Source organism: Corynebacterium sp. LaCa_70 (assembly GCF_058182015.1).
In genome coordinates, this window is the sequence record NZ_CP190914.1 from 1,856,748 (window position 1) to 1,870,795 (window position 14,048).

13 protein-coding genes are annotated in these 14,048 nt (G+C 53.5%); 10 read left to right on the plus strand and 3 right to left on the minus strand.

What is annotated here, in order from left to right:
* Positions 1 to 14: 14 nt before the first annotated feature.
* Together ACP8MI_RS08445 and ACP8MI_RS08450 are read right to left on the minus strand one after the other, a co-directional pair.
* Complete coding sequence (locus ACP8MI_RS08445; RefSeq protein ID WP_018121401.1) at positions 15 to 788, minus strand: hypothetical protein; 774 nt, start codon at positions 786 to 788, stop codon at positions 15 to 17.
* Positions 789 to 791: 3 nt separating this feature from the next.
* Positions 792 to 3,326, minus strand: a complete 2,535-nt coding sequence (locus ACP8MI_RS08450; protein WP_337891871.1) for a nitric-oxide reductase large subunit — start codon at positions 3,324 to 3,326, stop codon at positions 792 to 794.
* A 215-nt stretch (positions 3,327 to 3,541) separates the two neighbouring features.
* Between ACP8MI_RS08450 and ACP8MI_RS08455 the strand changes: the two genes are divergently transcribed.
* Positions 3,542 to 3,802: a hypothetical protein gene (locus ACP8MI_RS08455; protein WP_039734263.1), complete on the plus strand. Its 261-nt coding sequence runs from the start codon at positions 3,542 to 3,544 to the stop codon at positions 3,800 to 3,802.
* A 911-nt stretch (positions 3,803 to 4,713) separates the two neighbouring features.
* Positions 4,714 to 5,019: a hypothetical protein gene (locus tag ACP8MI_RS08460; protein ID WP_337891872.1), complete on the plus strand. Its 306-nt coding sequence runs from the start codon at positions 4,714 to 4,716 to the stop codon at positions 5,017 to 5,019.
* An 11-nt stretch (positions 5,020 to 5,030) separates the two neighbouring features.
* On the opposite strand, the gene ACP8MI_RS08465 is transcribed toward ACP8MI_RS08460, so the two are convergent.
* Complete coding sequence (locus ACP8MI_RS08465; RefSeq protein ID WP_249606010.1) at positions 5,031 to 5,258, minus strand: Abi family protein; 228 nt, start codon at positions 5,256 to 5,258, stop codon at positions 5,031 to 5,033.
* A 404-nt stretch (positions 5,259 to 5,662) separates the two neighbouring features.
* Between ACP8MI_RS08465 and ACP8MI_RS08470 the strand changes: the two genes are divergently transcribed.
* The 8 genes from ACP8MI_RS08470 (at position 5,663) to ACP8MI_RS08505 (ending at position 14,042) form a co-directional block, all read left to right on the plus strand.
* Positions 5,663 to 5,923 (plus strand): hypothetical protein, encoded by a 261-nt coding sequence (locus ACP8MI_RS08470; protein ID WP_126844074.1) that lies wholly within the window; start codon positions 5,663 to 5,665, stop codon positions 5,921 to 5,923.
* Entirely contained in the window at positions 5,896 to 7,293 is a 1,398-nt protein-coding gene (locus tag ACP8MI_RS08475; protein WP_284589586.1) for an APC family permease, read from the plus strand. The genes ACP8MI_RS08470 and ACP8MI_RS08475 overlap by 28 nt, the downstream gene beginning before the upstream one ends.
* A gap of 141 nt (positions 7,294 to 7,434) precedes the next feature.
* Positions 7,435 to 8,196 carry a GntR family transcriptional regulator gene (locus ACP8MI_RS08480; protein ID WP_018121394.1) on the plus strand — a complete coding sequence of 254 codons (762 nt, stop codon included), beginning with the start codon at positions 7,435 to 7,437 and terminating at the stop codon, positions 8,194 to 8,196.
* Between the two features lie 157 nt (positions 8,197 to 8,353).
* A complete protein-coding gene (locus ACP8MI_RS08485; protein ID WP_018121393.1) occupies positions 8,354 to 9,505 on the plus strand; it encodes an extracellular solute-binding protein in 1,152 nt (383 codons plus the stop codon).
* Positions 9,506 to 9,508: 3 nt separating this feature from the next.
* On the plus strand, positions 9,509 to 10,417 hold the full coding sequence (locus tag ACP8MI_RS08490) for an ABC transporter permease (RefSeq protein ID WP_018121392.1): 909 nt from the start codon (positions 9,509 to 9,511) through the stop codon (positions 10,415 to 10,417).
* Positions 10,405 to 11,391: an ABC transporter permease gene (locus ACP8MI_RS08495; protein ID WP_201810304.1), complete on the plus strand. Its 987-nt coding sequence runs from the start codon at positions 10,405 to 10,407 to the stop codon at positions 11,389 to 11,391. Before ACP8MI_RS08490 ends, ACP8MI_RS08495 begins: the two co-directional genes overlap by 13 nt.
* On the plus strand, positions 11,378 to 12,448 hold the full coding sequence (locus ACP8MI_RS08500) for an ABC transporter ATP-binding protein (protein ID WP_018121390.1): 1,071 nt from the start codon (positions 11,378 to 11,380) through the stop codon (positions 12,446 to 12,448). Before ACP8MI_RS08495 ends, ACP8MI_RS08500 begins: the two co-directional genes overlap by 14 nt.
* A 1-nt stretch (position 12,449) precedes the next feature.
* Positions 12,450 to 14,042, plus strand: a complete 1,593-nt coding sequence (locus tag ACP8MI_RS08505) for an HAD-IA family hydrolase (protein ID WP_284589585.1) — start codon at positions 12,450 to 12,452, stop codon at positions 14,040 to 14,042.
* Positions 14,043 to 14,048 lie beyond the last annotated feature (6 nt).

A 14,048-nucleotide genomic window follows, 5' to 3' on the forward strand; every position in this document is an offset into this window, starting at 1 on the left:
GATTCGCCTGTGCCTTACTCTTTATCTGCGGATTTGCTAGCTGCCCGCTTATCAGAACCGTAGTAGTGCTTATATTTCGCAGCGATAACTTCCTCGTGGTTCTCCCCAGTAGCGCGGATGCGTTCGGACCCATATTTCTTCGCCAAACGGGTGACTTCATCGTCGCGTACACCGGCGATCGCTTCTTTTGTCGAACGATACTTCACACCGTATTTATCGGTCACCGCCGCCGTCACTTCAGCTTCGATATTGTCCATCGAGGGCAATGCTTCTGGGAAGTTCGACGGCGTCGTCCAGAGATGGCGCGCCAGTGGCATGGTGCCTCCGATCAGAATGATGAGCACGCTCCCAGTCAGAATCAGGTCCGCGGTGTCTGAATGCACCAGTAACGACATGATCGGAAGGATAAAGCCCATCAGTGCGACCGCAAGGGAGACGCCGCGGTGGAAGCGACCAGTTTCCGAGTGCGGCCATGGATCCAATTGGCGGGTGACTTCACGACCTTTCGCGCTGACGGTGCAGGCGTCTTTGACCGGACAGGTGTTGCATACCGTCGGGTTTCCGCGGTAGCGCATGACTCGGTTTTCTGGGTCAAAGCTCGATGGCCACAGCCACTGGTCTTCCGGGCACTGCCAGGCGTCGTGCGATTCCATGTAGCGGAACCCACCAGCCTGGTCTCCGGTTTTATTCGATGCCGACCGTGCCATTCGGTCAAAACCCCAGGCGACTGCCAAGAGAAACAGACCATAAATGGCACTAAGAATCGTAAATACCGCAGGTAATGCCATTACTTACTCACTGTCATTTCTTTGGTCGCCGTCGCCAGCGTCACGGTTATCTGAGCTGTAGCTACCGCCCCACTTGGTAGAGCTGGAAGAATTAGCACCTTTGTGCTTACGCAATGATTCTGAAAGCTCAGCTCCGCTGCGGTTGTCGACACGGCCATGGCCACCGGAAACCAACCCGACTGGAGAACCACCGGTGCCTGCTCCGGCCGGTTCCAGGTTTTCTTCGGATTCGATCTTGCTAAACAATGGTGTGACTGGGAATTCTTCCTCGTCCTGCATCGTTGGAATCTCACCGCTATGACGAATGGCCTTAAACGCTCCCCAAATCAAACCTGGGATACCAGCTAAGAAGATGACATCGCCTGGCAAACGCAACCATTCGATGATTGCGTTATCCGGCTGCGTAATATATCCCAACGAGCGGGCTTCTACATAGCCTTCTGCAACGGAGTGATAAAGCTGCAGTGTACCCAGCGGTAGCAGCGAGATAAAGACCATCCATAAAAGACCGATATTAAGCAGCCAGAAGCTCCATTGCATCGATTTATCGGACCAGTATTTCGGTGGGGTTAGGTAGCGGAGCGCGAATACGCCCAGGCCGACGGCCAGGAATCCGTAGACACCCATCATGGCGCCGTGAGCATGGTTTGCGGTGAGCGCGGTACCGATCTGGAAATACGACACGATTGGCAGGTTGACCAAGAAACCGAAGATACCAGCGCCCAAGAAGTTCCAGAAACCAACGGCTACCAGGAACATCACGGCCCAACGGTGTGGGAATGGTCGATCGCCGGATGCACGTTGCTTGGAACCAAGCTGCATAAACGTCCACGCTTCGACAGTCAGCAACGTTAGCGGAACGACTTCGGCTGCAGAAAAGAACGATCCCAGCGCCATATGTTCTACCGGCGTACCTGAGAAATACAGGTGGTGCATAGTGCCGATCACGCCACCAATGGAATACAGAATTATGTCCAGGTAGATGATGCCCAGGGCGATCTTTTCACGGATAACACCCAGTAGCACGAAAACGTAGGCAACCATGATCGTCGTAAAGAGTTCCAGGAAGTCTTCGACCCACAGATGAACAACCCAGAAGCGCCAGAATTCAGCGACGGTCAGGTGCGTTGATGATCCAGCCAGCATGCCGACGGCATAGAAGCCCGGAATAGTCAGACCGGAGAAGAAGAACAGCCACGGCATGTTTGATTTGTGCTCGGTTTTCAAGCGGCCATGCAAGGTCCGGAAAATCATGAAAATCCATATGAACATGCCAACTGTCAGCAAGATTTGGAAGAAGCGTGGCAGGTCCAAAAATTCCCATTGCTGGGACCAGATGCTTCCCTCAGGAACGAGTCCAAACGATGACAACCATTCGAAGGCCATCGACCCGAAAACGACAAAGGCAATAGCACCCAACAATGCCCAGGTGAGCCAATTTTGTCTTTTGGGTTCACGGCGCGCGATGAAAGGAGCCAAGAAAATGCCGGCTGCCAGCAATCCACCCGCAGTCCAGAGAAGGGACAGCTGTAAGTGCCAGGTACGCGCGACGTTGTATGGCAGGATTTCTTGCAACGGAATACCGAAGAAACCTTCGATTTCCACCCGGTAGTGCTGCACGGCCGCACCTAGAAGTGCCTGAATGAGGAACAACAGCATCGTGACCAGCACAAACCAGGCAACTACTTTCTGCGATTTAGAAAGTTTGACCTCACCTGGTTGTTTGAAATCCAAGTTCGGGGTTTCTTCTGCGTGCCAACCGATTTGTTTAGACCAGCGCCCGTAAATGGCGAAAATTAGACCGATGCCACCGATGAGTGCAATCAGCGAAAGCACAGACCAGACGACGAGATCTGCCGTCGGCTTGTTGTCCACGCGCGGCTCTGCGGGCCAGTTGTTGGTGTATGAGTAATCTTGCCCGGGGCGCTCTGCGGCGGAAGCCCACGCCGTCCAGGCGAAAAATGCCGTTAGGTCATGGATATCTTCGTCATTGGTGATGAAGTCCGAAGGCAAACCGTGATCGCCGGAATTAGCACCAAAGTAGTCACGGTAGTACCGCTGGGCTTCTTCAAACGCGGAAATCTGGTTCGGGGTCCATTCCAATACGCCGGTTTCTTCGTCATAGCGGTTGGTACGGAATTCCTCAACAATGGCTTCGTCTTCTGTGGCTTCAGGAGAAATGAAATCCGGGATGCCATTTTCAGTATTCTGTTCTCCCGCATGCTCTGTGGCCATACGCAGGTACTCAGCCGTGAAATCGGGTCCTAAGTATGCACCGTGCCCCATGACTGAGCCGTATTGTTGCAAACCACGCGCTTGAAATAGTTGCTGACCATGCGTTATCTGCTCTGTGGTCAGGATTTCCTCGCCAGTTTCCTGGGAAACGATTTGTTGCGGCTGCGGCATGGACGCGTCATACGTGCGGTAAGCCAAAAACCCCATGACGAAAAAACCGAAGAGCATGGTCAGTGCAACGCCTTGCACCCATGCACTGTTGAGTTTGAGAACTGGTTTTGCCCGGTCCTCTGCGCCCTGCATATAGGACGCCCTCTGCGCGTCTGACATTATTTTCCCAATCCGGTCAAAAAATTCCTATTACTGTCTAATCATTACCCCATAAAACGTTCGGAGAATAGCCAGTTCGCCCTAATTTGGCTCCTTTTGGGTGCTACAAAAGACGTAGATTATAGTGTGATATTTGTTTCGCCTGAAAACTCTGCCTTCGCCTTGCATTTCGCACTAAAATTGTGCTCATGACCTTTAAAGAGCACACGAAAAAGAATTGGCTAATCACCTTTTTTGCTGCGATCTTCGCTGCTTCGGTCGTAGTAATGATTTTTTTCGATGAACCACGCAATACCGTCGTGATCTCTTTGGCGTTCGTGGCGATCGCGGTACTGCTGTTTCTTTTAATTCTGGTGCTGTGGCTATGGTTTTCTAAACGGAAGCAACAAGCACAGGGCGGTAGTGGCGACAACCACCGAACTGAATCTTCCGACTCACCGTCGGCCTAGTGCTGCGATTCTTTACCCCATAGGCTTAGGGCATGAAGTGATTGCTTATCGACGCACATGAGGTTCTTTCTGACGCCAAGCAGGCGGAAGTATTCACTGGCGCGCACGCTGCGCGCAACACACCGAGCCCAACGCCGGGCACCGCACCCCGCGGCAACACGAAGGGTAACCGCGACGCAAAACGTAGATGAACTGCACGAACACGCAGGCAGCGAAGAAGTTTGCGCCGCCAGCGTGGTTGTCACAGCCACCGCTGCGGAGACTCTGCCACGCATACTCACGGGAGGATCAATAGCAATCCGTAATCTGGCATTCAGGAAGACTATGGGTTACAAAGCACCAAACGGCCACAAAGCACCGTTGTGGCGAAATTCCCCGATCATGTCAACCAATGGAAACGCTTAGGACACCTACTATGAATCATGCCAGGTCAATATGTGTTTACACGCTCATCTCCAGAGCATGGGGCCACTACTTTGTCCAGGGCCCATCGCATCTGCGAGACCAACTTGCATTCAAAACCCATTCACTCTTGTTCAATAATATCCAATTCTCCGAGGAGGTAACAGGAAAACTAGGCAAGACCGCTCTCAAAAAAAGCCCACGATGCTTATAAAGCCGCATTTTTTGACCCCCGCTACCAAGCAGCAATACAGCGGTGCATCATACACGCAAAAATATCTCAAATCGCCACCCAAATTACACCATTTCTCCACCACCACATATATCTGCAACCCGAAATATTCGACGACGACTCCCTACTGGAATGGATCAAACAATATGCCCACACAATTGATCCCACACTGAATCTAGGCCGACCAGTCCATTTCAATCCAGATTTTGAAATAGAAACACCCCAAGGACAAAAACCAGAACTAGTAGGCTTTTACGCGTATATGTATGGATTTCCATTGCCGAATGTATCCGGATTTTACCGAAATGAACAAGAACTTCTGGCGCGCACAGCAGGAATGGCCTTTGAAGAGCTTGCCGCCACCATACATTTCCGGCATTCCCCACCAATGGACAGTGAATTTCCTTTTCGATACAACGCCCAATTGCGTTGGTGGGAAAGCTACTGGAATGGCTGCTTCGATGAAATGGCACCATGCGAAAAAGTCGCAAGCTTTATTCGCGCGAAGCGTCGTTACGAGCCTCATTTCATCCGAATTTATCCATTGTTCCCTGCAACACAATCATCCGAGGTCAATGATTAAATGCCTGGGCATCAACCCCAGGCCAACTTCGCGCGACTAAGCTCGATGAACACGCTGTGGCGCAATTGTTCGTCAAACCCATAGAGGGCTACCACCAGGGCAAACGATGCTCCCTCAACGAATTCATCTCGGGCAGTGCCGTCGCTTTGAGAGAAACGGCGCATCGGGTACCAGTATCCGGACAAGCGGTAGTAGTTCAATCGCGCCAGCAGCGTCTCAGCATGCTGGGGATCATTCACTCGCATCCCACGCTGACGAAGCAATTCGACCTGTTCACCGTAGGCCTTGAACTGCTTCCCCTGCTCCACGCGAACCCCTGTTTGATACGAAAACGAAGACCGGCCCTGGACTCCCACCGAGGTGGGCAGCGGAACCGGTCATGTTGATTACAAGGCCACCTGGTTGATGACGCCGAAGCAAGAGCACGGGGCACGGAGCCATCGGTACGTTCACACACCAGTGTGCCCTCTGACCCGTCCGGATTTGTTGGTGCTCGGGGGCGTATGGGTGAGCAGGCGTTCGCGGCCCGTCAGGTTTCCTGGCGGCTGGTGCCTGACAGATGAGACCGCCGAAGTCGGTGGTTCGGATGGAAGGGAGCCAACCGGTGACGACAGTGACATCAACCTAGCAGAAGCAGATCACCGTGCTGCGTCGAGCCGGGGTCACCTACGCGGCGATTGCCGTCCACCTGGAACTCAACGCCAACACCGTCAAAACGTGGTGCCGCCGCGCCCGTATCACCCCTGATCCGACCATCCCGCCAGTCGAGGACCCGCTTGGGCACTCCTCAACCTACCCCTCGGATATGGGTGATTTCGGGAACGCTACTTTTAGTGACAAGCGTCAACATCCCAAGAACTACCCAGAGGACTCCGCATGGAAACCACCCTGCAACGCCGTTTAGGCGTCACCGGCATCGTATTCATGGTGATTGCAGCAGCAGCTCCCATCACCGTCGTCGGAGCTAATTTCCCTATCATCTTTACAGTTTCTGATTCCGTCGGTGCGCCATTAATGATCGCAGTTGCCACTGTTATCTTATTGCTCTTCTCCGTTGGATTTTCGTGGATGAGCCCACGAATTCCTGATGCGGGAGCATTCTATTCCTACGTTCACCATGGGCTCGGGAAACGAGCCGGGCTGGGAACCGCCGCGGTGGCATTACTGAGCTACATACTGCTTACGGTTTCCATGACCTGTTACCTAGGTGTGCAAGCAGGCAATCTATTAGAGTCATGGACCGGAATCGAACTCCCGTGGTGGCTTATCTCAGCAATAATGTTGCTGATCGTGGGTTACCTAGGCTTTCACGACATTGAACTATCCGCAAAAGTGCTTGGCTTGGTATTAATATTCGAAGTCGTCGCCGTCGTGGCCATCGACCTCGGTGTCCTGCTCTCCGGCAATGAACTTGCCACCCAGCCGTTCAGTCCTTCCGAAGCCATAAGCGGAGCACCCGGGCTGGGCCTATTATTCGCATTCCTCGGGTTTTTCGGTTTCGAAGCCACCGCAGTTTTCCGAAACGAGGCAAAAGACCCAGAACGCACGATCCCACGCGCGACATTTCTGGCTGTAAGCATCATCGGCGCGCTCTACTTTGTGTCCTCATGGCTAGTTATCTCAGGCTTGGGCGTCGACGATGCCGTCGCGATTGCCCAGCAAAACCCGGACACAGCCGTGATCGCGCTTGCCGGTGAGGTCGTCGCCCCGATCATGGCTGATGTGGTTCAGGTGCTCATCGTCACCAGCATGTTCGCTTGCATGCTTGCGTTCCACAACATCGTAACCAGGTATCTTTTCACATTGGGACAACGCGGTGTTCTACCCCGCAGCCTGGCGGTAGTTCATGCGACGCACCGCGCACCGTCGCGTGCATCGCTGTGGGTTAGTGGCACCACCACGCTCATCGTGGCGGTTTCGGCGCTCGCACAACTAGATCCGGTACTGCAGATTTATACCTGGTACTCGGGTGCCGGTGCTGTTGGCGTGATCTTCATGATGACGCTGACCAGCGCCGGCATTCTCGGTTTCGCGAAAAATTACCGCGCGCACGCAACAACCACGCCACGCGCCAACACCGGCGTTCTGCTTGCAACGGCTCTCGGCGGGATTGGTTTGCTACTGGTGCTGGGCATTTCTCTCTGGAACTTCCCATTCTTGGTCGACGGCACCACTGCCGCGGTCATCTGGGGATTAGTGCTTAGCGGGTTTTTTCTTGCGGGATTTTTCCTGCCGTCTGGTGCTCTGAAGTCTGGCGCCGCGCGGACTTCCTAAATGATGGGGCCCGGCCAGCGGTAATCCTACTGTCATCCGCACTAACAGCCGGACGCTGCAAAATATAGGCCAGCGGCACTATATATTCTATGGCTAAGCACTCTCCCACCTGCCCATCCGTACATTTTCTGAGGACGAAAAATGACCAGCACCCCGCGCTATATAGCAATTGCAGATGCTCTTCGTGCAGATATTGACGCACAGGTTTTTCCTCAGGGGAGCTATCTTCCCTCAGAAGCAAAACTTACGGAACGCTTTCGCGTAGCCCCAGGCACGATCCGCCGTGCACTCAACGTGCTGGTCGACGAAGGAACTCTAAGCTCTCGGCGCGGCGCAAAGAAAACTGTAATCCGTAATCCAAAGCAAGCCGCACAGTTCAATGAATTCCACAGCTTTGCGCAATGGGCATACGGGCAAGGAAAAACCCCAGGCGGTCTGGTCATCAAGCAAGAGTGGGTAACCGCCAGCCCAGAAGATTTGCGGCTCATGGACATCGCCCCAGATACACACGTCCTCTCCGTGGTTCGAAAACGCACTATTGATGGTAAAGCAGCATTACTGGAACACACTCACTACCCCGAACGGGTGGGGTTGCTAGTAGAAAATCTGGCACCCGATCTCCCATCGGTCACTAACGCGTTATTGACCGAATATTCGATCGAGTTCGTAGCTGCCGACCACGTTTTTAGCGTCGGCACTGCAAATGACGAAGAATCACGAATCCTAGAGATCTCCCCCGGTTCTCCTTTGTTACTGCATAAACGCGTCAGCAGAGACCGATTCGGGCTGGTTCTAGAACATTCGGAAGATAAATACCTGCAAGGAAGCGTTGCATTAGCCGTAACGAATACACAGGCGAATAATCCTTTGAGTTGGACAGAAGAAGAACGCCTGCACAGCTGATTAGTTTTACGCTTCCTACCAGGATTTGCCAGTTAACTTTCAGTTCATTTCCGTCTGTCTATAATGATTGGGAAAAGTTCACTAGTGAGGTTTATCCAGTGAGCTTTGCTGTACGACCACACGCTCCCGTAGTCAGACACAGAAAGTACCCCTTACCATGCTTGGTAACCAGTTCCACTCTTTTTCACGCAAAAAAGTCAGCATTGCTGCCCTAGCCGCATCGAGCATTGTGCTCGCCTCGTGCTCAGCAGGTGGCGATTCTGAAGCCAGCGCACAATGGCGCGAAGCAACCTCAGTTGAAGATGGCGGGGGTATGGACGCTTTGATAGAAACTGCCCAAGCTGAAGGTTCCTTTAACGTCATGGGCCTCTACGAGGATTGGGCCAACTACGGCGAGCTGCTCAAAGTGTTCGGCGAAAAGTACGACATCGAAATCAATAACGACGTCTCCTCGGGTTCGTCCCAAGACCTCGTCAACGCGGTCAAAAACCGTCAGGGCCAGGACACCTCGCTGGATTACCTTGATACTGGTATGAGCTTCGCAGAGGGCGCAAAAAACGACAACCTTTTGGCGGAGTACTACCCAGAAACCGTTGCTGACATCGACGATGACAAGCAATCCGGCGACGGCACATGGTACAACCACCTTGGTGGCAACATGGCCTTTGGTTGCGATGCCGCTGCCGTAGAACAGTGCCCTACCGAGTGGGAAGACCTACTCTCTCCGGAATACCACGACAAGATCGCTATCTCCGGAGATCCCACTTCCGGCGAATCAGGATTCATGACTGTCCTGGCTGCGTCCCTGGCCAATGGTGGTTCTCTCGACGATATTCAGCCTGGACTCGATTTCTTCAGCGAGCTTTCAGATTCCGGAAACCTCCTGCCGGTCGAAGCTTCGGCTGGCACGATTGAAACCGGTGAAACCCCAATCGTGATCGACTGGGACTACCTCTTAGCACCAATCGCTGAGGACCTCGACGGCACGGGCGTCGATCTACAGATTTCCCTGCCTTCCGAAACTGTGTCCTCGTATTACGCAGCGTCCATTAACGACGATGCGCCGCACCCTGCGGTGGCTCGTCTCTGGTTCGAGTTCTTGTTCTCCGATGAAGGCCAAAACCTACTGTTGGATGGCTACGTCAAGCCAGTACGCCTGCAGTCCATGATTGATGCTGGCACCGTCGATCAAGATGCCCTGGACAAACTGCCAGAAGGCTCGTTGGAAGACTATCCACAAGCAAGCCTGGAACAGCGCGATTCCCAGCACCCGGTGCTCGTCGCAGGTTGGGGAAAGGCCGTCGGCTAAACGATGGCTGCTGATTTTTCACAACAAGAAATAACGGAGACTAACTCCAGCGCAGCCGGCCCAAAGGCAAAACGCGTCTCAAACCGGGGTGTGGCACTAGCCACTCTGCTTCCCTTGGGCACAGTGCTGGTGCTGTTCTTTCTCATTCCCATCGTGGGAATGGCCATCACATCATTCCAAGACGGCGCCACCGGCGATTTCACCTGGGCAAACTACGAGGCAATGACGGAAGGAAACCGGGCGCAAGCTCTGCTGAACTCGGTATTAGTCTCGTTGTATTCCTCTTCCATCGCCTTGGCAGTAGGAACCCTTATTGCATTCTGCATATCGTTTTTGAACTCGAAAATCTTAAATTCGATTACAGCAGTCGTCTCCTCAGTACTCGCGAACTCTGGAGGCGCCCCGCTGGCGTTTTCGTTCATCGTGTTGGCCGGGAATACTGGTTATCTCATCTCCATGCTGTTGGCCATTGACTCCAGCTTTTCGCTGTACACCGTCAAAGGTCTGGTCCTGATGTACCAATACTTCCTGATCCCCATGGTGGTGCTTTTGCTGTTGCCATCATTCCAAGCAATGCGTACATCGTGGAAGGAAGCGAACACATCCCTCGGTGGATCAGCATGGACATTCTGGCGACGTGTGGGATTACCGATTCTCACACCAACCATTTTGGGTGTGTGGATTTTGGAGTTCGGCGCTGCTTTTGCCACGCACGCCTCATCGGCAGTTCTGATTGGTACAGGCACCTTCCCGTTGATCGTTCTACAAATTTCTACTGAAATGAGTGGCTCGGCTGCCAGCGGCGGCGAACACATCGCCATGGCTATGGGTCTAAGCACAACGGCAATCGCGATTGTCACGTTAATTGCTTTCAACTGGCTACAGAACAGGAGCCAAAAATGGCTGGGTTAACACCGACCTCTTCTCGTACCTCTCGCCGCGCACTCGCTTGGTTGCCCATCATTGCTCTGACAGTTTTCATCGTGGCGCCACAAGTCGCGATGGTAGCCTACGCAATGTTTACCAGCGGGGAGTTCACCGTCAGTGCATTTACTGGACTAATCGGCAACAACGCGTTCTATAGTGCACTGACGCTATCGTTCGTGATTTCGCTGGCAACCGTCGTTCTCTTGGTGGTGGTTCTGGTACCGGCAGTTGTTGCCGTGCATTTATGGGCACCAAAATTATCCGGTTTGCTATCCATCTTGTGCACGCTGCCGCTAGTCATTCCCGCAATTGCACTAGTAGCCGGACTGCTACAGATTCTGCGCACCATGGCCAGCACCGGACGTGGCTCCCCTCTCAATGTACTTTCGGCGTCCCTGCAAAATTCTGATTTTCCAATAGCGCTGATCGGAACCTACGTCGTCCTCAGCCTGCCGTTTACTTATCGTTCGGTTAATGCGGCGCTAGGCACCATCCCGCTGCGTGTGTATTTTGAAGCCTCCGCCAGCCTCGGTGCAGGAACCTGGACAACACTCGCGCGCATCATTCTTCCGAATATCCGGGGTTCCATATTGTTCTCGGCATTCTTTGCCTTTGCACTTGGTTTTTCGGAATATACCGTCGCCGCCACGATGTCAGTACGAACCTTGCCGGTATACATGACAACGCTGTCCTCGACTGATTTCCGCGCCTCTATCGCTCTATCGCTGCTATCAAACGTCATTACCTGGGGTCTTTTGGCCGTAGCCATGATTTACGCCGAACGTGCAGGTAAGAAATCCACCAGCAGGAAAATCAAGCGACGTCGTGCACGCAGCCAGGATTCGCCAGGCAGTGACAAAGCTCAGTCGGCTACTCCAGGCCCAGACACTGCCGACAACATCAGCAACTCAGCGCGCAACCTCGATGAAAAGGAGAAAACTTCTCGTGGCATCGTTTAGCACTTCTACGGAACCGCTTTCCGTGAGCTTTCGTGGGATTAATAAATCTTATACCGCAGGTGGACCTCTGGTCTTACGTGATTTGGACCTAGATATCGAGGCTGGTGAGCTGCTGACTGTACTGGGACCTTCCGGTTGTGGAAAGACCACTACCCTGCGCATCCTCGCTGGTTTCGAGAACCCGAATTCCGGTGACGTGTTGGTCGGCGGTAACTCAATCGTGTCCACGCCAGCGTCGAAAAGAAATATGGGAATGGTCTTTCAATCCTATTCCCTATTTCCCAACCTGTCGGTCGCCGAAAACATCGAATACGGTCTGCGCATCCGCAAACGCGATAAAGCAGCCTCGCGTAAACGCTGCGAGGAGCTATTAGAAATGTGCGGGCTTCCGGACTATGGCGACCGTCGGCCAGAACAGCTTTCTGGTGGTCAGCAGCAACGTGTGGCTTTAGCACGTGCTCTTGCCATTGAGCCACAGGTGTTACTGCTCGACGAGCCACTTTCTGCGCTCGACGCCACAGTACGTGCGCAGCTGCGCGACGAAATCCGCAACGTGCAGCAAACCATGGGCACTACCACGATGTTCATTACCCACGATCAGGCCGAAGCACTCGTTATGGCAGATCGGGTGGCCGTCTTAAATGGTGGAGTTGTTGAACAGCACGCCGCCCCAAAGCAGTTGTATTCCCGGCCAGAAACGCCATTCGTGGCACGCTTCGTGGGATCCATCAACGAGTTCTCGGTGCCTGCCAGCTGGCAACCCGCAGATAATATCCCAGTCAACCTGCCTGCAGCACAAGCAGACGACGTCGTTTTCGTACGCCCGGAAGCGCTGCGTTTAGTCGCGGATGAGAACTCGTCTGCTCGAGTTACTAACCATGCGTATTTAGGTGACCACATCCGCGTGACCGTGGAACATGACAATGCCCGCACTGGCTCGTGGACTGTCCAAGTTTCCAGCCGGGAAGCTGGCGAAGTTCCTGTCGGTAGCCGCGTGAGTGTGTCGTTGATTGATGACATAGCACTGCGCCTGCCTGCTTCAGAAACGGGGGAATAACATGGCGGATTTCACGGACGTAACCAATGTGCCCGAATTACCAGACATACGGGTCTCTGCGGCTGTATTCGACTGCGACGGAACCTTGGTCGATTCGGAGCAATGTTGGCTCGATCTGTTACACGAATTGATTACCGAGCTTGGGCTTTCACCTGATGAGTTTGGCGATGTACGCGGTATCACTGCTTTTGAGGCCGCTCAACGACTCAGCCCTCATACCGACTACACCGTCCACGAGCTCAACGTGCTTATCGACGCTCGTTACACGCAGGCTTTGCACAATGTCACCACTGCCCTCCCCGGCGTCGACAAGCTGCTGCGAAGTTTGCATGGCGTAGTACCCATCGCGGTCGCAACGAATGGACGTCGCGAAGACGTCGTCGGCATGCTACAGCGCAGTGGTATCGCGAATTATTTTGACGTCATCATCACCGTCGAAGATGTGGAGCATGGCAAACCGCACCCAGAGATCTACCAAGTTGCCTGCGAGCGGTTGGGGGCGAGGCCGGAATCTACCGTTGTTTTTGAAGATTCCGCTGTCGGAGCTTCTGCTGCACAGGCTGCTGGCTGCAATGTCATTGGGCTAAGCCTGAAAAAAGAGGGTACGTACCCGGCGCGTGATGTGCGGGACGTCGAATTCGATGGCGCAACAGCACGATTACGAATCACAGCTGATTCCCGCTTTCGCCTGGCAACCTGGAATATCTGGTGGGGCGGACAAAAAGTGCGCAATGGGCAGCAAAAGATATCCGATATTATCCGTGAGATAAACCCAGAAATTATCTGCTTTCAAGAATGTTTTGGCGAATACGCTAAAGAAGTATCACAAGATACTGGCCGGCAGCATGTGCAACAGGGATTTGATTGCGCCATTTCCACTAGTTTTCCAACGGACCAAGACGATTCGAACAACAGAATCGAGCTCATTTCGACTAATACCGAACCTTATGCCACTGCTGCGTGGATATGGATCGCCGGAACCCGAGTGCTGGTGTGGTCGGTGCACCTTGCTCCGTGGGATTACGGCCCTTATGCCGCACTCAAGGGTGAAGACCCCGCAGTGATGAACAAACAGCCAGAAGAAATCCAGCGACAAGAACAGATCGCAAAAATCCTGGATCTTAGCGATGAGCTTACCGATTACGATCCAGACGCCGCTGTGGTTATTGCTGGTGATTTCAACAGCCCGGCGACTACAGACTGGCAGCAGCGCGACGATCTTCCGGATTATCGGTGGATTCCCACCGATGCGCCAATACAGCGCGGATACCGCGATGGGTTCCGGGAGATCTATCCTGACGCCAACACTGTGTGGGGTGATACGTGGGCACCTATCGAACCACTGGATTCCGAACCGCGAGACCGCATTGATTTTGTTTTCATCAAAAACCTCGCTGTCGAATCTGCCGTCATCCGCGGCATTAAGGTTTCAGATACAGAGGCCTATGATCCGCCTGAGCGGCGCAGCGACAGCCCGCATCAGGGATGTTTCGAATCACTTGATTCCAACGGGCGTCTGATCCCGCACCAGGAAGACAACACTTATCCAAGCGATCACCAGATGGTGGAATTAACGCTGCGAATCACCCGGTAAGCTTAG